The sequence below is a fragment of the Streptomyces sp. NPDC089919 genome (genome assembly GCF_040684615.1).
In the GTDB taxonomy this organism is placed as follows: domain Bacteria; phylum Actinomycetota; class Actinomycetes; order Streptomycetales; family Streptomycetaceae; genus Streptomyces.
In genome coordinates this window covers 10711-29171 of record NZ_JBFBGK010000106.1, presented here as the reverse complement: position 1 = coordinate 29171, position 18461 = coordinate 10711, and the positions used below count along the sequence as shown (strand labels likewise).

Here is an 18461-nt window from a genome sequence, read left to right as displayed (position 1 = left end):
AGCGGCTTCGCCGTGGCCCTCCGGGCCATCCCAGGCCCGGGCCTGCCTCCGGACCAGCCTGCCACACCCCCGCAAGCGCCTCCCCGCCCATCCCGACCACCCGCGGGAGGCGGAAAAAAGGGGGGGCGGGTTACTTCTTGCCGCCGCCCAGGATCTGGCCGAGGAGGTCGCCCAGGCCGCCGCCCGCGGAGGGGGCGGCGCCGGGGGCCGGGGCGGCGGCGCCAGGGGCGCCCTTGGCGGCGGCCCGCTTCGCGAAGACCGCCAGCAGCACGGGGATCAGCATCTCGATCACCCGGGTGATCGTCGGCGCCGGGATCCCGGTCTTCTTCGAGACCGCCTGCGCCACCGGCTTGCTCACCTTCGCGAGGACCCCCGCCATCAGCCCGCCGCCGAGCAGCCCGCCGCCGAGCGTGGCGACGCCCTGCAGCGGCGGCTCGGACACCTCGGCGACGGCCTGGCGGACCTCGTCGTCGTCGGACTCGGCCTTCTCCTGGAGGCCGCCCGTCAGGGTGCCGACGGTGGTCTGGATCATCTCGCGCGCGCCGGCGCCGTCCGTGCCGAGCAGGCCGGCGATCTCGGTCAGCCGGTCGTCGCCCAGCTCGCTCAGGACGTCGTCTTCGAAGGAGTTCTCGCTCATGCGTGAAACGCTACGTCTGGACGGATTTGGTGGCATGTCGGGTACTCCGAACGTCACGGAAAAATAAATCTCGGCTGTGCGTGCAACCGTTGGCCCCGGTCGCGGGTCGTACTGTGCGTCGGTGCTTCCGGGGGAATCCGGGGGGATGGGGAAGCCCGGCAGGGGTGGGGTAACGCATTGGGCCCGCGGACGATCAGTCCGCGGGCCCAATGCGTCTTTGCGGACGACCGCCCCCACCGGTGTCGGCGGCCGCCTGTAGCGTCGGGGCATGTCGAATCTGGCCGTGGTCGAGGGGGTCCTCGAGCGGATCACGTACGCCAATGAGGAGAGCGGCTACACCGTCGCGCGGGTGGACACCGGGCGCGGCTCCGGAGACCTCCTGACGGTCGTCGGATCGCTGCTCGGTGCGCAGCCCGGCGAGTCCCTGCGCATGGAGGGCCGCTGGGGCTCCCACCCGCAGTACGGCCGCCAGTTCAGCGTGGAGAACTACTCGACGGTGCTGCCGGCCACCATCCAGGGCATCCGCCGCTACCTCGGCTCCGGTCTCATCAAGGGCATCGGGCCGCGGATCGCCGACCGGATCGTCGAGCACTTCGGCACGGACACCCTGGACGTCATCGAGACCGAGCCGAAGCGGCTGGTCGAGGTGCCCGGGCTGGGCCCCAAGCGGACCAAGTTGATCGGCGCCGCCTGGGAGGAGCAGAAGGCCATCAAGGAAGTGATGGTCTTCCTCCAGGGCGTCGGCGTCTCCACCTCCATCGCGGTGCGGATCTACAAGAAGTACGCCGACGCCTCCATCTCGGTGGTGCGCAACCACCCCTACCGGCTGGCCGCGGACGTCTGGGGCATCGGCTTCCTGACCGCGGACAAGATCGCCCAGGCGGTCGGCATCCCGCACGACAGCCCCCAGCGGGTCAAGGCGGGCCTCCAGTACGCCCTGTCCCAGTCCACCGACCAGGGGCACTGCTACCTGCCCGAGGAGCGGCTGATCGCGGACGCGGTCAAGCTCCTCCAGGTGGACACCGGCCTGGTGATCGACTGCCTGGCCGAACTGGCCGCAGAGGAGGGCGTGGTCCGCGAGAGCGTCCCGGACCCGGCCGGCGGCGATCCGGTCACGGCCGTCTACCTGGTGCCCTTCCACCGCGCCGAGCTCTCCCTGACGGCCCAGCTGCGCCGCCTGCTGGGCACCGAGGAGGACCGGATGCCGGGCTTCCGGGAGGTCGACTGGGACAAGGCCCTGGGCTGGCTGGCCGGGCGCACCGGTACCGAGCTGGCCCCCGAGCAGCGGGAGGCCGTCCGGCTGGCGCTGACCCGCAAGGTCGCCGTGCTCACCGGCGGCCCCGGCTGCGGCAAGTCCTTCACGGTCCGCTCCGTCGTCGAGCTGGCCCGGGCCAAGAAGGCCAAGGTGCTCCTGGCGGCCCCCACCGGCCGGGCGGCCAAACGCCTGGCGGAGCTGACCGGGGCCGAGGCCTCGACCGTGCACCGGCTGCTGGAGCTCAAGCCCGGCGGGGACGCCGCGTACGACCGGGACCGGCCGCTCGACGCCGACCTGGTGGTGGTCGACGAGGCCTCCATGCTCGATCTGCTGTTGGCCAACAAGCTCGTCAAGGCGGTGGCCCCGGGCGCCCACCTGCTGCTGGTGGGGGACGTGGACCAGCTGCCCTCGGTGGGGGCCGGGGAGGTGCTGCGGGACCTGCTGGCCGAGGGCGGCCCGGTGCCCGCCGTACGGCTCACCCGCATCTTCCGGCAGGCCAAGCAGTCCGGCGTGGTCACCAACGCCCACCGGATCAATACCGGCCAGCCGCCGCTGGTCCAGGGGCTGCCGGACTTCTTCCTCTTCGCCGAGGAGGACACCGAGGCGGCCGGCCGGCTCACGGTCGACGTGGTCGCCCGGCGGATTCCGGCCAGATTCGGCCTCGACCCGCGGCGGGACGTCCAGGTGCTGGCGCCCATGCACCGGGGCCCGGCCGGCGCCGGCACGCTCAACGGCCTGCTCCAGCAGGCCCTCACCCCGGCGCGGCCGGACCTGCCGGAGAAGCGCTTCGGCGGCCGGGTCTTCCGGGTGGGGGACAAGGTCACCCAGATCCGCAACAACTACGAGAAGGGCGCCAACGGCGTCTTCAACGGCACCGTGGGCGTGGTCACCGCCCTTGACCTGGACGAACAGCGGCTGACCGTGCGCACCGACGAGGACGAGGACGTCCCGTACGACTTCGACGAGCTCGACGAGCTGGCGCACGCCTACGCCGTCACCATCCACCGCTCCCAGGGGAGTGAATATCCGGCCGTGGTGATCCCCGTCACCACCGGGGCATGGATGATGCTCCAGCGGAACCTGCTCTATACGGCTGTCACCCGAGCGAAGAAACTGGTCGTACTGGTGGGTTCCCGCAAGGCCTTGGGCCAGGCGGTGCGTACCGTTTCCGCAGGCAGGAGGTACACCGCGGTCGCCCCGAGGCTGTCCGGACGGCTACCGGTGGGAAACATCACCAATAAATGATCGATCATTGGGGTTTCCTCCCCTGGTGCAGAGGGGGCAGTATGTGCAGGTTGACGGCACTCAGTGCCGCCAAGGGGCCCAAAGGCCGACCCCGAGTGCACTCTCCTGCGCCAAATGGGGGAAGGTAGAGGCAGTCAGGGCACCTCGAAGAAGAGGCACTACGTCGGTGAGGGATGACGTGAGCGACAACTCTGTAGTACTGCGGTACGCGGACGGTGAATACACCTACCCGGTGGTCGACAGCACCGTCGGCGACAAGGGCTTCGACATCTCGAAGCTCCGCGCCCAGACCGGTCTGGTCACCCTGGACAGCGGCTACGGCAACACCGCCGCCTATAAGTCCGCGATCACCTACCTCGACGGCGAGCAGGGCATCCTGCGCTACCGGGGCTACCCGATCGAGCAGCTGGCGGAGCGCTCGAGCTTCATCGAGGTCGCCTACCTGCTGATCAACGGCGAGCTGCCGACCGTGGACCAGCTCGCGTCGTTCCGCAACGAGATCACCCAGCACACGCTGCTGCACGAGGACGTCAAGCGCTTCTACGACGGCTTCCCGCGCGACGCGCACCCGATGGCGATGCTGTCCTCCGTGGTCAGCGCGCTGTCGACGTTCTACCAGGACAGCCACAACCCGTTCGACGAGAAGCAGCGCCACCTCTCGACGATCCGCCTGCTGGCCAAGCTGCCGACGATCGCCGCGTACGCGTACAAGAAGTCGGTCGGCCACCCGGTCGTCTACCCGCGCAACGACCTCGGCTACGTCGAGAACTTCCTGCGCATGACCTTCTCCGTGCCGGCCCAGGAGTACGAGCTGGACCCGGTCGTGGTCTCGGCCCTGGACAAGCTGCTGATCCTGCACGCGGACCACGAGCAGAACTGCTCCACCTCCACCGTGCGCCTGGTCGGCTCCTCGCAGGCGAACATGTTCGCCTCGATCTCCGCGGGCATCAGCGCGCTGTGGGGCCCGCTGCACGGCGGCGCCAACCAGTCGGTGCTGGAGATGCTCGAGGGCATCCAGGCCAACGGCGGCGACGTCGACTCCTTCATCAACAAGGTGAAGAACAAGGAGGACGGCGTCCGCCTGATGGGCTTCGGCCACCGGGTGTACAAGAGCTTCGACCCGCGCGCCAAGATCATCAAGGCCGCGGCCCACGACGTCCTCTCGGCCCTCGGCAAGTCCGACGAGCTGCTGGACATCGCGCTCAAGCTCGAGGAGCACGCGCTCTCCGACGACTACTTCGTCCAGCGCAACCTGTACCCGAACGTGGACTTCTACACGGGTCTGATCTACCGCGCCATGGGCTTCCCGACCGAGATGTTCACCGTGCTCTTCGCGCTCGGCCGGCTGCCCGGCTGGATCGCCCAGTGGCACGAGATGATCAAGGAGCCGGGTTCCCGCATCGGCCGCCCGCGCCAGATCTACACCGGCGAGGTCCTGCGCGACTTCGTCCCGGTCGAGGAGCGCTGAGCCACCGGCTCGCTCCCACCGCACAGAGAAAAGCGCCCCGCCTTCGATCCCCCCACGGGTCGATGACGGGGCGCTTTCCCTATCCCCGGTGCGGATTCCCCCCACGGGACCCGAGCCGGGTGTCGGCGTGGGGCGCCAGGCCCCTTTTGGGTGTCTGCCGGGACCCGCACGTGGTCGGGGGGGCCGCTCTCAGCTCCCCGACGGCGCGGTGCCCCGGCCGGTTCGATGCACGGGCGTCCCCCAAGACGTCCGTCCGGAACGTCCCCCAAGACGTTTCCAGGCATCGCCTCATTAGACTCGCGCTTTCCCCGGATGGTTACGCACGCGACGCTGTGATCTGTGTCTCGTGTGAAGGATCCGTGTGCGAGGTGCGCAGATTACCGGTCCCGGGCGATCAACGGAAGGACCGCAGACGCAGGCTGTTGGACACCACGAAGACCGAGGAGAAGGCCATCGCGGCCCCCGCGATCATCGGGTTGAGCAGTCCGGTGGCGGCCAGCGGCAGGGCGGCGACGTTGTAGCCGAAGGCCCAGAAGAGGTTGCCCTTGATGGTGGCCAGGGTGCGCCGGGCCAGCCGGATCGCGTCCGCCGCCACCCGCAGGTCCCCGCGGACCAGGGTCAGGTCCCCGGCCTCGATGGCCGCGTCCGTACCGGTGCCCATGGCCAGGCCCAGGTCGGCCTGGGCGAGGGCGGCGGCGTCGTTGACCCCGTCGCCCACCATGGCGACCGTCCGGCCCTCCGCCTGCAGCCGCTTGACCACGTCCACCTTGTCCTGCGGCAGCACCTCGGCGATCACCTCCTCGATGCCCACCTCGCGGGCCACCGTCTCGGCCACCGCCCGGTTATCGCCGGTCAGCAGGACCGGGGTCAGGCCCAGGGCGCGCAGCCGGGCGACCGCTTCCGCGCTGGTCTCCTTGACCGTGTCGGCGACCGTCAGCAGGCCGCGGGCCGCGCCGTCCCAGGCCACCAGGACCGCCGTACGTCCGGCCGCCTCGGCGGCCGCCTTCGCCTCGGCCAGGGCGGCCGGCAGGGCGATCGAGGCGTCCGCCAGCAGCCGCTCGCGGCCGACCAGGACGCGGTGGCCGTCGACGGTGCCGCGCACCCCCAGCCCCGCGACGTTCTCGAAGCCCTCGGGGACCGGCAGGGCGCCGGCCCGCTCGGTGGCACCGGCGGCCACGGCCCGGGCCACCGGGTGCTCGGAGGCGTGCTCCAGCGAGCCGGCCAGGCGCAGCAGCTCCCGCTCCTCGGTCTGCCCGTCGGTGACCACGTCCTGGAGGGACATCCGGCCGGTGGTGACGGTGCCCGTCTTGTCGAGGACGACGGTGTCGACCTTGCGGGTGGACTCCAGCACCTCGGGCCCCTTGATCAGGATGCCGAGCTGGGCGCCCCGGCCGGTGCCGACCAGCAGGGCGGTCGGGGTGGCCAGGCCCAGGGCGCAGGGGCAGGCGATGATCAGCACGGCGACCGCGGCGGTGAATGCGGCGGTGTAGTCCTGGACGAGGAACGCCCAGGTCAGCCAGGTGGCGAGGGCGATGAAGAGGACCACCGGCACGAACACCCCGGCGATCTTGTCGGCCAGCCGCTGCACCTCGGCCTTGCCGCTCTGGGCCTCCTCGACCAGCTTGGCCATCCGGGCGAGCTGGGTGTCGGCGCCGACCCGGGTGGCCTCGACGACCAGCCGGCCGCCGGCGTTGACGGTGGCGCCGGTGACGGCGTCCCCGACGGTCACGTCCACCGGGACCGACTCGCCGGTGAGCAGGGCGGCGTCCACCGCGGAGCTGCCCTCGACGACGGTGCCGTCGGTGGCGATCTTCTCGCCGGGCCGGACCACGAACCGGTCGCCCACGGCCAGTTGCGCCACCGGGATGCGGACCTCGGTGCCGCCGCGCAGTACGGCCACGTCCTTGGCGCCGAGCTCCAGCAGGGCGCGCAGTGCGGCGCCGGCCTTCCGCTTGGAGCGGGCTTCGAGGTAGCGGCCGAGCAGGAGGAAGCCGATGACCCCGGCCGCGACCTCCAGGTAGATGGTGGAGGCGCCGTCGGCGGGGGAGGCGGTCAGCTCGAAGCCGTGCCGCATGCCGGTCATGCCCGCGTGGCCGAAGAACAGGGCCCACAGCGACCAGCCGAAGGCGGCCAGGGTGCCGAGGGAGACCAGGGTGTCCATGGTGGCCGCGCCGTGCCGGGCGTTGCTCCAGGCGGCCTTGTGGAAGGGGTACCCGCCCCAGACGACCACCGGAGCGGCCAGGGTCAGGGACAGCCACTGCCAGTTGTCGAACTGGAGGGAGGGGACCATCGCGAGCAGCACGACGGGGGCGGCCAGCAGGGCCGAGACGAGCAGCCGGTGGCGCAGCGCGCCGAGTTCGGCGTCCGGGGCCTCCGGGGCGGCCGCCGGGTCCGGCTCCGGGGCGGCGGCGGCCGGCGGCGGGGGCTCCTCGGCGGTGTACCCGGTCTTGACGACGGTGGCGATCAGATCGGCCACCTGGAGGCCGGCGGGGTAGCCGATCCGGGCCTTCTCGGTGGCGTAGTTGACCGTCGCGGTGACGCCGTCCATGCGGTTGAGCTTCTTCTCGATGCGGGCCGCGCAGGAGGCGCAGGTCATCCCGCCGATCGACAGCTCGACCTCGTGGTCGGGCGCCGCGGGCGCTATCGGTTCGTCGTGCAGGGTGCTGCTCATGTCCGGCTCCAAGGGGAGGGCCGGGTCGTACGGGTCCAGTATGAGCTGGCCGGTACGGCCCGGCAGAAGTCCTGCGTGGTGCGGGGCCTGCGGGGGTGGGGGGTCAGGCGAGGCCGACGAGCTCGTAGCCGGCCTCGTCGACGGCGGCGCGGACCTCTTCGAGGTCCAGCGGGGCGGCGGAGACCACGGTGACCTCGCCGGTGCCGGCCACGGCCTTGACCGAGCTGACCCCGGCCAGGGCGGAGACCTCAGCGGTCACGGCGCCCTCGCAGTGGCCGCAGGTCATCCCGGTCACCCGGTAGACGGCGGTGACGCCGAGCTGGACGGCGTCGGCGGCGCCGTCGCCGCAGGAGCCGCCGCCGCAGCAGGAACCGGCGGTCGTCTGGGTTTCCGTCTCGGCGGTCATGTCGTTCTCCTCGTGAAGGGTGTGCGGGCTCGGCCGGCGGGATGCGCGGATCGCGTCCACGGTCTCCCGGTGCTCTCCGCACACTATACCCCTAGGGGGTATTTTCGCGAGGATCTCCGGCTGCTTTCCGAGTCGCTCTCGACGCAACCGCGACCACCCCGGCCCCGCCTGCCGAACCGCCCCGGGCGAGCGTAGATAAATAGGGCCTATGGCGCATACCGGAACGCTCGTCCTGATCATGGCCATCGCGGTGCTCGCGCCGCTGCTCGCGTACGCGGTGGGGCGCTGGGTCAGGATCCCGCTGGTGATCTTCGAGATCGTGCTCGGCGTGCTGGCCGGCCCCGACGTGCTGGACTGGGCCCGCTCCGGGGAGGTGGTCGACGTCCTGTCGCAGCTCGGCCTGGCCATGCTGATCTTCCTGGCCGGGTACGAGATCGAGTTCGGCAAGGTGCGCGGCGACACGCTCCGGCGCTCGGTGTGGTCCTGGCTCGCCGCGCTCGTACTGGGCCTGGTGGCCGGGCTGCTGCTCGCGCACGGCGGCGGCTTCGACCGGGGCCTCTACATCGGCACGGCGCTGACCAGTACCGCGCTCGGCACGATCCTGCCGGTGCTCCGGGACTCGGGGGACCTCGAAGGGCGCTTCGGGACGGTGATGATGGCCTTCGGGTCGGTGGGGGAGTTCGGGCCGATCATCGCGATGGCGCTGCTGCTGAGCGGGCGGGCGCCGGCGAAGTCGGCGGCCACCCTGGCGGCCTTCGCGGTGGCGACGGCGCTGGCGCTGCTGTGGGCGATGCGGCCCAAGCCGCCGTGGTTCTCGCGGGTCATCGCCAAGACGCTGCACAGCAGCGCCCAGTTCGCGGTGCGGCTGGTGGTGCTGCTGCTGGTCGCGATGCTGGGGCTGACGGAGGTGCTGGGCCTCGACGTGCTGCTCGGCGCGTTCGCGGCCGGGCTGATCACCCGGCTGGTGCTCCAGGGGGCGGCGCCGGAGAGCAGCGAGGTGGTGCTCTCGAAGGTGGAGGCGATGGGCTTCGGCTTCCTGGTGCCGCTGTTCTTCGTCGTCACCGGCATCGAGTTCGACCTCGACTCGCTGCTGGCCGGCGGCCGGGTGCTGCTCCTGCTGCCGGTCTTCCTGCTGCTGTTCCTGCTCGTGCGCGGCCTGCCGATCTGGCTCCTCGCCCCGCGCGACCTCCCCTCCCGCGACCGCCTCGCCCTGGTCCTCTTCGGCTCCACCGCCCTCCCCCTCGTCGTGGCCATCGCCACCCTGGGCGTCCAGGACGGCGAACTCCCCGCGGGCGAGGCCGCGGCCCTGGTGGGCGCCGCGATGATCTCGGTACTGGTGTTCCCGCTGGTGGGGCTGAGGTGCCGGGGGGAGCGGGGGGCGGGGAAGCGGAGTGCGGGGGAGGAGGCCTGGTGAACGGCGCCCGCCGCGCCCCGCGCGAGGGTGTCAGGGGGTGGTGGGCAAGGGCGCGACCAGCGGCTCGAGGTAGCGCCGGAGCAAGGTCTTGACCTCGGCGATGTAGGCCTCCCGCTCCGCTCCCTCGGACGCCAGGATCAGGTCCAGCGAGGATTTGAAGACGGCCAGGACGACGTGGGCGGTGACGGCCCGCTCGGCCGTGCTGAGCCCCGGCGTGAGGTGGCCGAGGACCTGCTCGACCCGCTCCTGGATCCCGGTGTGCAGCGCCTCGTGCTCGTCGTTGATGTGGCCCGGGATGCCCGAGCCGTGCATCAGTGCGCAGAAGGCGGGGTTCTCGCAGTTGAACGCGATCACCGGGTCGAGCACGGCGTCCAGTAGCTCCGGCAGCGGCAGCGCGAGGTTCTCCGGCAGGAAGGCCTGGCCGTGCGTCTCGGCGGCCTTGTGCAGCAGCTGGCCGCCCAGCTCGATCGCGATCGCTTCCTTGTTCGGGAAGAACTGGTAGAGCGTGCCCGGCGACACCCCCGCCTCGCGCGCGATCGCGTTGGTGCTGGCCGCCGCGTAGCCGCTGCGGCAGAACACCCCCGCGGCGGCTTCCAGGAGTTGGGCCACGCGGCGCTCGCCGCGGGCCTGGCGGCGGCGCGGTGCGGACGTCTCGGTGCTCTCTGCCTCCGGCACTCGATCCCTCTCATTCCCAGGGGTGATTGACAAACGCGAGTGGTCGCTCGCATTCTGTGAAAACGCGAGCGACGTCTCGTGTTTGCCAGTCTATGGCTTTGGACGGTTGTGGACCACGGCAATGGCCGACCCGTGCGACCGGGTCACGGTGAAGGGGACACCGCGTCATGTCCGAAGTCAAGAATCCGCCTGGTGGGGGCCGTGGTCCGGGGCGGACGCCCGGTTCCGGCGGGGGTGCCGCGGGCGGCGCGAGCGCGGGCCGGTGGACCCGGATCGTCACCGCCCGGCCCCGGCTGGCCCTGCTGGCCGCCCTGGTCGTCACGGTCCTCGCCGTCTTCGCCGGCGGCGGGGTCGCGGACCGGATGGGCAGCGGCGGCTGGGAGGCCCCCGCGGCCGAGTCGACGTACGCCACCAAGGCGCTGGAGCGGGAGTTCCCCGCCTCCCAGCCCAATCTGCTGCTGCTGGTCGACGCGGGGGCGGCCGGGGTGGACGCCCCCGCCGTGGCCGCCGAGGCCGGGCGGCTGACCGCCGAGCTGGCCGCCGAGCCGGGCGTGGTCCCCTCCGGGACCTACTGGACCACCAGGTCCCCGGCCCTGCGCTCCGCCGACGGCCGGCAGGCGCTGATAGCCGCCCGGGTCCAGGGCGACGAGAAGGAGACGATCCGCACCCTCGACCGGATCGCCCCCCGCTTCCGCGGGGCCCACGGACCGGTGACGGTCTCCCTCGGCGGGCCGGTGGCCGTCCAGCGCGAGGTCACCACCACCATCCAGGACGACCTGCTCACCGCCGAGATGATCGCCCTGCCGGTCACCCTCGTCCTGCTGGTCCTGGTCTTCGGCAGCGCCGTCGCCGCCGTCCTGCCGCTCGGCATCGGCATCGTCGCCATCCTCGGGACCAATGCGGTGCTGCGCGGGCTCACCGAGATCACCGACGTCTCGGTCTTCGCGCAGAACCTCACCACCGCCCTCGGCCTGGGCCTGGCCATCGACTACTCCCTCTTCATCGTGCGGCGGTTCCGCGAGGAGCTGGCCGCCGGGCGCAGCCCGGCCGAGGCGGTCGGGACCACCCTGCGCACGGCCGGGCGCACCGTCCTCTTTTCCGCGCTGACCGTGGCGGTCTCGCTCTCGGCGATGCTGTTCTTCCCCATGTACTTCCTACGGTCCTTCGCCTATGCGGGGGTCGCCGTGGTGCTGCTCGCCGCGGGCGCCGCGCTGACCCTGCTGCCCGCCGCGCTGGTCCTGCTCGGCGACCGGGTCAACGCCTGGGACCTGCGCCGGCTGTGGAGCCGCCGGCGGCCGGCGGCCGAGCCGGGCCGCGGCTGGCTGCGGGCCACCACCCTGGTGATGCGCCGGGCGCCGCTGTTCGCGCTGACGGTGACGGCCGGCCTGCTGCTGCTCGGACTGCCCTTCCTCGGCGTGAAGTTCGGCACGGTCGACGACCGCCAGCTGCCCGCCGGCGCCGAGTCCCATGTCGTGCAGCAGCAGATCAGGGACGGTTTCCCGGCCAGCCCCGGGGGCGGTCTGACGGTCCTCGCCGAGGGCCCCGCGACCCCTGCGCAGTACGCGTCGTACCGCGGCCGGCTGGCCGCCCTGCCGGGGGTCGTGCGGGCCGAGGGCCCGGTGCGCTCGGGGGAGTACGCCTACTACTCCCTGCTCGCGCGGGGCGAGAGCGCCGGACCGGAGGCCAAGGCGCTGGTCGGGAAGGTCCGGGCGGTCCCGGCTCCGTTCGAGACGAAGGTGAGCGGCCAGGCGGCCAAGCTGGTCGACGCCCAGCACGCCATCGCCCGCGAACTGCCCAAGGCCGGCGCGCTGATCGCCCTGGCCACCCTGCTGCTGGTGTTCCTGCTGACCGGCAGCCTGCTGATCCCGCTCCAGGCGGTGCTGCTCAACGCCCTGAGCCTGACCGCCATGTTCGGCGCGCTGGTGTGGGTCTTCCAGGAGGGCCACCTCTCCGGCCTCCTGGGCTTCACCTCCACCGGGGACATCGAGACCACCCTGCCGGTGCTGATGTTCTGCATCGCCTTCGGCCTGTCCATGGACTACGGCGTGTTCCTCATATCCCGCATCAAGGAGGAGTACGACCGCACCGGCGACCACGAGGGCGCGGTGCGGGCCGGGCTGGCCAAGACCGGCGGGCTGATCACCGCCGCGGCCGTGATCCTCGCGGTCGTGATGGTGGCCATCGGCACCTCCCGGGTCACCAACACCAAGATGTTGGGGCTGGGCATCGCGCTGGCGGTGCTGATGGACGCCATGGTGGTGCGGAGCCTGCTGGTGCCCGCGGTCATGAAGCTGACCGGCCGGGCCAGTTGGTGGGCCCCGCGGCCGCTGCGCGCGCTGCACGACCGGTTCGGGCTCTCCGAGGGCGGCGAGCCCGCCCCGGCCGCGGGGCGGGCGGCGCCGGTGGCCGGGGCCGAGGCGGTACCCGTCCCCGAGCGGGTGGGCTGAGGAGGCCCGCGGCGGGGGCCCGGCGGGTCAGTCCTCCCGCCGGCCCCGGTTGCCGGGCCGGCGGGCCACCCACTCGCGGATCGTGTCGGCGTACCAGTAGGGCTTGCCCGACTCGACGTGGTCCGGCGGGGGCAGGAGTCCGTGCTTGCGGTAGGAGCGCACCGTGTCCGGCTGGACCCGGATGTGTGCGGCGATCTCCTTGTACGACCACAGCCTTCTGTCGGTCATCTGCGGCACCTCCTCGTCCACGCCGCCGGGCCGGCCGGGAGGCCGTCGGGGGAGCCGGGGCGTGGCTGCTGGCGATCACTCAGCCTGTGCCCGGAGAACGACCCGTGACGGAGCGGGGGAGGGGCTGTCGGCCGCCTGTGACGGAAAGCCCGCGTAATGCGGACATCCGTCACAGACCGCCGACCCCCGTGACAGAAGCGGCACAGGGGTCGGACGGGGCGATCACGCATACCGCGGGCCGGCCGGTGGTACGAGCACGGGTGGCGGGGCCGCCCCGGCAGCAGGCGCCCTGCCGGCCGGTTTGGCCCGGGCGTCCGTCGGGCGGACGGCTCGGGCCCGGGCCTCCGTCAGGCGTACAGCTCCGGTCGGGGCGCGAGGACGACGGGCGTGCGGGTGCCGGTGCGGCGGGCGGCCAGGCCGGCCTCGCTGACGGCCGCGGCCGCGTAGCCGTCCCAGGCGCTCGGGCCGGTCACCCGTCCCCGGCGGGTGGCGTCGACCCAGCGCCGCACCTGCCGGTCGTAGGCGTCGGCGAAGCGGACCGTGTAGTCCTGGGCGATCTCGCCGCCCCAGCGGCCCGCGGACTGCACCAGCACCGACTGCCCGTCCCCGATGCGGGCGCTGCCCGACTCGCCCACCGCCTCGCACACCACCTGGTAGCCGAAGCCGCAGTTGACGAAGATCTCCACGTCCACGATCGCCCCGCCCGAGGTCTCCAGCAGCACCAGCTGGGGATCGCGCAGCCCCTCCGGCGCCGCACCGGAGGGCGCCGGGGAGAGCACCGTCACCGCGGTGACCTCCTGGTCCAGCAGCCAGCGCGCCGCGTCCACCTCGTGCACCACCGAGTCGCTGATCAGCATGTCGCTGGTGAAGAAGGACGGCGAGGAGGCGTTGCGGTGGCGGCAGTGCAGGAAGAGCGGCCGGCCCAGCGCACCCGTCGCCAGCAGCGCCTTCAGCTGCTCGTACTCCGCGTCGTGCCGCCGCATGAAGCCCACCTGTACCAGCCGCCGGCCGGCCCGCTGCTCGGCCTCCATCACCCGCAGCGCCCCGTCCGGTTCGGGGGTGAGCGGCTTCTCGCACAGCACCGGCAGCCCCCGCTCGATCGCCGCCAGCAGGATCTCCTCGTGGGCCGGCCCGGGCGAGGCGACCAGCACCGCCTCCACCCCGGGTGCGGCCAGGGCGGCGTGCGGGTCGGTGAAGGCCGCGCAGCCGTCCAGGCCGGCGGCGATCTCCTTCACCCGGTCGCCGTCCAGGTCGGCCACCGCCGCCACCCGCGCCCCGGCGGTCCGCCGGTCCAGCCGGCGGACGTGGTCGGCGCCCATCTTCCCCGTGCCGATCACCGCAATGCCGAGCGTGCCGCTCATCGTTCCCCCTCGCCGCCGTGCGCGGGCCCGCCGGATGCGGGTCCGCCCTGTCCGGACGCGGTCTCAGCGCAGACCGCAGGACCGAAGATAGGCGCGGGTGCGGCGGGCGATCGGCAGCGGCCGCTCCGGCGGGCAGGGGTACATGTCCTGCTCGACGATCGCGAACAGCTCGGTGCCCAGCCGCTGCGCCGCCGCCAGCACCGGCGCCAGCTCGGGCACCCCGGCCGGCGGCTCGCACATCACCCCGCGGGCCACCGCCGGGCCGAAGGGCACCTGCTCGGCCCGGACCGCCGCCAGCACCACCGGGTCGACCTGCTTCAGGTGCAGGTAGCCGATCCGTTCCCCGTAGGCCTCGATCAGCTCGACGCTGTCGCCGCCGCAGTAGGCGTAGTGCCCGGTGTCCAGGCAGAGCGAGACCAGCGAGGGGTCGGTGGCGTCCAGGAAGCGGGCGACGTTCTCCGGGGTGTCGATGTGGGTGTCGGCGTGCGGGTGGACCTGGATCCGCAGCCCGTACCGCTCGCCCACCTCCCGCGCCAAGCGCTCGGTACCGGCGGCCAGTTCACGCCACTGCGCGGCGGTCAGCGCGGCGTCCTCGAGGACCGCCCCGGTCTTGTCGTCGCGCCAGAAGGACGGGATCACCACCAGGTGCTCCGCCCCCACGGCCCGGGTCAGCTCCGCGATCCGCGACACGTGCTCCCAGGTCGCCTCCCACACCCGCGGCCCGTGATGGAGTCCGGTGAAGACGGTGCCGGCCGAGACCCGCAGGCCGCGCTCGGCCGTCTCGTCCGCCAGCCGTGCCGGATCGGTCGGGAGGTAGCCGTACGGGCCCAGCTCGATCCACTCGTAGCCGGCCTCGGCGACCTCGTCGAGGAAGCGCTCCCAGCCGGTCTGCCGGGGGTCGTCGGGGAACCACACACCCCAGGAGTCCGGGGCCGAACCGATCCGAATGCGGGTCAACGCGGGCGGGGAGGAGGTCATACGGCCAGCTTAAGCGCGCCGGATGAGCGATCTTGGAGGAATGCCAGTGTCCAGCGAGCCCTTCGACCTGATCACCATGGGCCGGATCGGGGTGGACCTCTACCCCCTCAAGACGGGCGTGTCCCTCGCCGAGGCCGACACCTTCGGCAAGTTCCTCGGCGGCTCCCCCGCCAACGTCGCGGTGGCGGCCGCCCGGCTGGGCCGCCGGGTCGCCATGATCAGCCGCACCGGCGCGGACCCCTTCGGCGCCTATCTGCGGGCCGAGCTGCGGGGCTTCGGGGTGGACGAGCGGTGGGTGACCGAGGTGCCCGGGCCGCCGACCCCGGTGACCTTCTGCGAGATCTTCCCGCCGGACGACTTCCCGCTCTACTTCTACCGCCGGCCCAAGGCCCCCGACCTGGAGGTCCGGGCCGAGGAGCTGGACCTGGCCGCGGTCCGGGCCGCGCGGATCTTCTGGATGACCGGCACCGGCCTGAGTGAGGAGCCCAGCCGGAGCGCCACCCTGGCCGCCCTCGAAGCCCGCTCCAGAGCCGGTACCACCGTCTTCGACCTGGACTGGCGCCCCATGCTGTGGAGTTCGGACCCGCACGAGCACTACGCCCGGGCGCTGGCGCTGGCCACGGTGGCGGTCGGGAACACCGCCGAGTGCGAGGTCGCCACCGGCGAGCGGGACCCGTGGGCCGCCGCCCGGGCGCTGCTGGCGGCCGGGGTGGAGCTCGCCGTGGTCAAGCGGGGCCCCGAGGGCGTGCTCGCCGTCCACCGCGACGGGCGGGTGGCGGAGGTCCCGCCGGTCCCGGTCGAGGTGGTCAACGGCCTGGGCGCCGGGGACGCCTTCGGGGGCGCGCTGTGCCACGGCCTGCTGGCGGGGTGGGAGCCGGAGCGGACGCTGCGGTACGGAAACGCGGCGGGGGCGATCGTCGCCTCGCGGCTGGCCTGTTCGTCGGCGATGCCGACGCTTTCGGAGATCGAGGGGATGCTGTCGTGACGGTCGTCGACCACGCCTTGCCGTACGCCCGGCTGAGGGTGCTCTCCCTCGCCCCGGGCGAGTCGTACGCCCACGACGCGGGCGGCTGCGAGTGGATCCTGCTCCCGCTGTCGGGGGCGTGCGAGGTCCGCTGCGCGGCGGAGGTGTTCCGACTGCGCGGACGCGCGCACGTGTTCGCCGGGACCACGGACTTCGCCTACCTGCCCCGCGGCAGCACGAGCCGCATCATGTCCGAGGACGGCGGCCGGTTCGCCCTGGCGGGGGCGCCCTGCGAGCGGACGCTCCCGGCGCGGTACGGGCCGGCCGAGGGGGTCCCCGTGGAGCTGCGCGGCGCCGGGACCTGCTCGCGGCAGGTCAACAACTTCGCCGCGGCCGGGGTCTTCGCGTGCGACCGCCTGATCGCCGTCGAGGTGCTGACCCCCGGCGGCAACTGGTCCTCGTACCCGCCCCACAAGCACGACGCCCACGACCCGGGCCACGAGTCCCTGCTGGAGGAGATCTACTACTACGAGATCGCCGACCACGCCGGCACCCCCGGCCTCGGCTACCAGCGGGTGAGCCCTTCCCCCACCGGGCGGACAGACATCCTCCGGGAGGTCCGCACCGGCGACGCCGTGCTGATCCCCGACGGCTGGCACGGCCCCTCCATCGCCGCCCCCGGCCACGACATGTACTACCTCAACGTCATGGCCGGCCCCGGCCCCGAGCGGGACTGGCTGATCCGCGACCACCCCGACCACGCCTGGATCCGGGAGTCCTGGAAGGGCCAGGAGACCGACCCCCGGCTCCCCTTCGACGGAAGCGAGCAGCCCCGATGAGACTCACCACCGCGCAGGCGCTGATCGCCTTCCTGGCCCGGCAGTACACCGAGCGGGACGGCGAGCGGCACCGGCTGATCGCCGCCACCTGGGGCATCTTCGGCCACGGCAACGTCGCCGGCATCGGCCAGGCCCTCCTGGAGACCGGCCCCGAGGCCATGCCCTTCCTCCAGGGCCGCAACGAACAGTCGATGGTGCACGCCGCGGTCGGGTACGCCCGGCACCGCGGCCGGCTCTCCGCGCACGCCGTGACCACCTCTATCGGCCCCGGCGCCACCAATCTCGTCACCGGCGCCGCCCTGGCCACCGTCAACCGCATCCCGGTCCTGCTGCTGCCCGGCGACGTCTTCGCCACCCGGCCCGCCGACCCCGTCCTCCAGCAGCTCGAAGTCCCGTACGCGGGCGACCTGTCGGTCAACGACTGCCTGCGCCCGGTCTCCCGGTACTTCGACCGGATCACCCGCCCCGAGGCGCTGATCCCGGCCGCCCTCCAGGCCATGCGGGTGCTCGCCGACCCGGTGGCCACCGGCGCCGTCACCCTCGCGCTGCCGCAGGACGTCCAGGCCGAGGCGTACGACTGGCCCGAGGAGTTCTTCGCCGAGCGGACCTGGACCGTCCGCCGCCCCCGGCCGGACACCGCCGAGCTGGCCGCCGCGGCCGAGGCGGTCCGCCGGGCCGAGCGCCCGCTGGTCATCGCCGGCGGCGGCATCCACCACAGCGCCGCCGAGGCCGCCCTGGCCGAGTTCGCCGCGGCCACCGGCATCCCGGTGGCCGCCACCCAGGCCGGCAAGGGCGCCCTGCGGTACGACCACCCGGCCGACGTCGGCGCGGTCGGCCACACCGGCACCGCCACCGCCGACGACCTCGCCCGGGAGGCCGACCTGGTGATCGCCGCCGGCACCCGGCTGACCGACTTCACCACCGCCTCCGCGACCCTCTTCCAACACCCCGGCGTCCGCTTCCTCGGACTCAACCTGGACCCGTACGACGCCCACAAGCTCGCCGCCCTGCCGCTGGTCGGCGACGCCCGCGAGAGCCTGGCGGCGCTCGGCCGGGAGCTGGCCGGCCACCGCGTGCCGGCCGGGTACGAGCAGGAGTACGGCAAGGCCAAGGCCGACTGGGAGGCCCGGGTCGACCGCGCCTTCCACGCCCCCGACGAGGACGCCCGCCCCACCCAGGCCCAGGTGCTCGGCGCCCTCGACGCCCTGGTCACCGGGGACGACGTGGTGATCAACGCCGCCGGCTCGCTCCCCGGCGACCTCCACAAGCTGTGGCGGGCCCGCTCGCCGCGCCAGTACCACGTCGAGTACGGCTACTCCTGCATGGGCTACGAGATCCCGGCCGCCCTCGGGGTCTGCCTCGCGGAGCCCGGCCGGCCGGTGTGGGCGCTGGTCGGCGACGGCTCGTACCTGATGAACCCGACCGAGCTGGTCACCGCCGTGCAGGAAGGACTGCCCCTCAAGGTGGTGATCCTGGACAACCACGGGTACGCCTCCATCGGGGGCCTGTCCGAGTCCGTGGGAGGTGAGCGTTTCGGAACCGACTACCGGCACCGCGGGGTGGACACTTCGTACACCGGGGCGCCGCTCCCGGTGGACCTGGCGGCCAACGCGGCCTCCCTCGGGATGGCCGTCATCCGCACCCGCACCGTCCGTGACCTGCGAGAAGCCCTGGCGGTGGCCCGTTCGGCGGACTTCCCCACATGTGTCTACGCGGAGACCGAAACGCCCGACACTGTGTCGGGCCCGCCCCCCGCACAGGCGTGGTGGGATGTGCCTGTGGCCGAGACCGCGACGCGTACGTCGGCCGTCAGAGCACGCGAAGAGTACGACCGGCAAGCCGCAGCGCGACGTCGCCATCTGTGAAGGAGTAG

14 protein-coding genes are annotated in these 18461 nt (G+C 72.9%); 7 read left to right on the top strand and 7 right to left on the bottom strand.

Going from position 1 to position 18461, the window contains the following annotated elements; all coding sequences use genetic code 11:
* Positions 1-130: 130 nt before the first annotated feature.
* Positions 131-637 (bottom strand): DUF937 domain-containing protein, encoded by a 507-nt coding sequence (locus AB0O40_RS31015; RefSeq protein WP_365048600.1) that lies wholly within the window; start codon positions 635-637, stop codon positions 131-133.
* Positions 638-905: 268 nt separating this feature from the next.
* Between AB0O40_RS31015 and AB0O40_RS31010 the strand changes: the two genes are divergently transcribed.
* Complete coding sequence (locus AB0O40_RS31010) at positions 906-3137, top strand: ATP-dependent RecD-like DNA helicase (protein ID WP_365048598.1); 2232 nt, start codon at positions 906-908, stop codon at positions 3135-3137.
* A 178-nt stretch (positions 3138-3315) separates the two neighbouring features.
* On the top strand, positions 3316-4605 hold the full coding sequence (locus AB0O40_RS31005; protein WP_365048596.1) for a citrate synthase: 1290 nt from the start codon (positions 3316-3318) through the stop codon (positions 4603-4605).
* Positions 4606-4999: 394 nt separating this feature from the next.
* Here the strand turns inward: AB0O40_RS31005 and AB0O40_RS31000 are convergent, their stop codons facing one another.
* On the bottom strand, positions 5000-7276 hold the full coding sequence (locus AB0O40_RS31000; RefSeq protein ID WP_365048594.1) for a heavy metal translocating P-type ATPase: 2277 nt from the start codon (positions 7274-7276) through the stop codon (positions 5000-5002).
* Between the two features lie 103 nt (positions 7277-7379).
* Complete coding sequence (locus AB0O40_RS30995; RefSeq protein WP_365048592.1) at positions 7380-7682, bottom strand: cation transporter; 303 nt, start codon at positions 7680-7682, stop codon at positions 7380-7382.
* Between the two features lie 208 nt (positions 7683-7890).
* On the opposite strand from AB0O40_RS30995, the gene AB0O40_RS30990 reads away from it, so the two are divergent.
* Complete coding sequence (locus tag AB0O40_RS30990) at positions 7891-9096, top strand: cation:proton antiporter (protein ID WP_365048590.1); 1206 nt, start codon at positions 7891-7893, stop codon at positions 9094-9096.
* Positions 9097-9126: 30 nt separating this feature from the next.
* Here AB0O40_RS30990 and AB0O40_RS30985 read toward each other — a convergent pair whose 3' ends face one another.
* Entirely contained in the window at positions 9127-9771 is a 645-nt protein-coding gene (locus AB0O40_RS30985; protein ID WP_365048588.1) for a TetR/AcrR family transcriptional regulator, read from the bottom strand.
* A 167-nt stretch (positions 9772-9938) separates the two neighbouring features.
* Here AB0O40_RS30985 and AB0O40_RS30980 point away from each other — a divergent pair, with 167 nt between their 5' ends.
* Complete coding sequence (locus AB0O40_RS30980) at positions 9939-12218, top strand: MMPL family transporter (RefSeq protein ID WP_365048586.1); 2280 nt, start codon at positions 9939-9941, stop codon at positions 12216-12218.
* 27 nt (positions 12219-12245) lie between these two features.
* Here AB0O40_RS30980 and AB0O40_RS30975 read toward each other — a convergent pair whose 3' ends face one another.
* The 3 genes from AB0O40_RS30975 to AB0O40_RS30965 form a co-directional block, all read right to left on the bottom strand.
* Positions 12246-12446, bottom strand: coding sequence for a MerR family transcriptional regulator (locus tag AB0O40_RS30975; protein WP_365048584.1), 201 nt, complete (start codon positions 12444-12446; stop codon positions 12246-12248).
* Between the two features lie 347 nt (positions 12447-12793).
* Positions 12794-13807 carry a Gfo/Idh/MocA family oxidoreductase gene (locus AB0O40_RS30970; RefSeq protein WP_365048583.1) on the bottom strand — a complete coding sequence of 338 codons (1014 nt, stop codon included), beginning with the start codon at positions 13805-13807 and terminating at the stop codon, positions 12794-12796.
* Positions 13808-13870: 63 nt separating this feature from the next.
* Positions 13871-14785 (bottom strand): sugar phosphate isomerase/epimerase, encoded by a 915-nt coding sequence (locus tag AB0O40_RS30965; RefSeq protein WP_365048581.1) that lies wholly within the window; start codon positions 14783-14785, stop codon positions 13871-13873.
* A gap of 40 nt (positions 14786-14825) precedes the next feature.
* On the opposite strand from AB0O40_RS30965, the gene iolC reads away from it, so the two are divergent.
* Genes iolC through iolD form a run of 3 tightly spaced genes read left to right on the top strand, consistent with a single transcriptional unit; the run spans position 14826 to position 18453 of the window.
* Positions 14826-15770: a 5-dehydro-2-deoxygluconokinase gene (gene iolC / locus AB0O40_RS30960; protein ID WP_365048579.1), complete on the top strand. Its 945-nt coding sequence runs from the start codon at positions 14826-14828 to the stop codon at positions 15768-15770.
* Entirely contained in the window at positions 15767-16588 is an 822-nt protein-coding gene (gene iolB / locus AB0O40_RS30955; protein WP_365048577.1) for a 5-deoxy-glucuronate isomerase, read from the top strand. The genes iolC and iolB overlap by 4 nt, the downstream gene beginning before the upstream one ends.
* Positions 16585-18453: a 3D-(3,5/4)-trihydroxycyclohexane-1,2-dione acylhydrolase (decyclizing) gene (iolD, locus tag AB0O40_RS30950; protein ID WP_365048575.1), complete on the top strand. Its 1869-nt coding sequence runs from the start codon at positions 16585-16587 to the stop codon at positions 18451-18453. The genes iolB and iolD overlap by 4 nt, the downstream gene beginning before the upstream one ends.
* Positions 18454-18461: the final 8 nt, after the last annotated feature.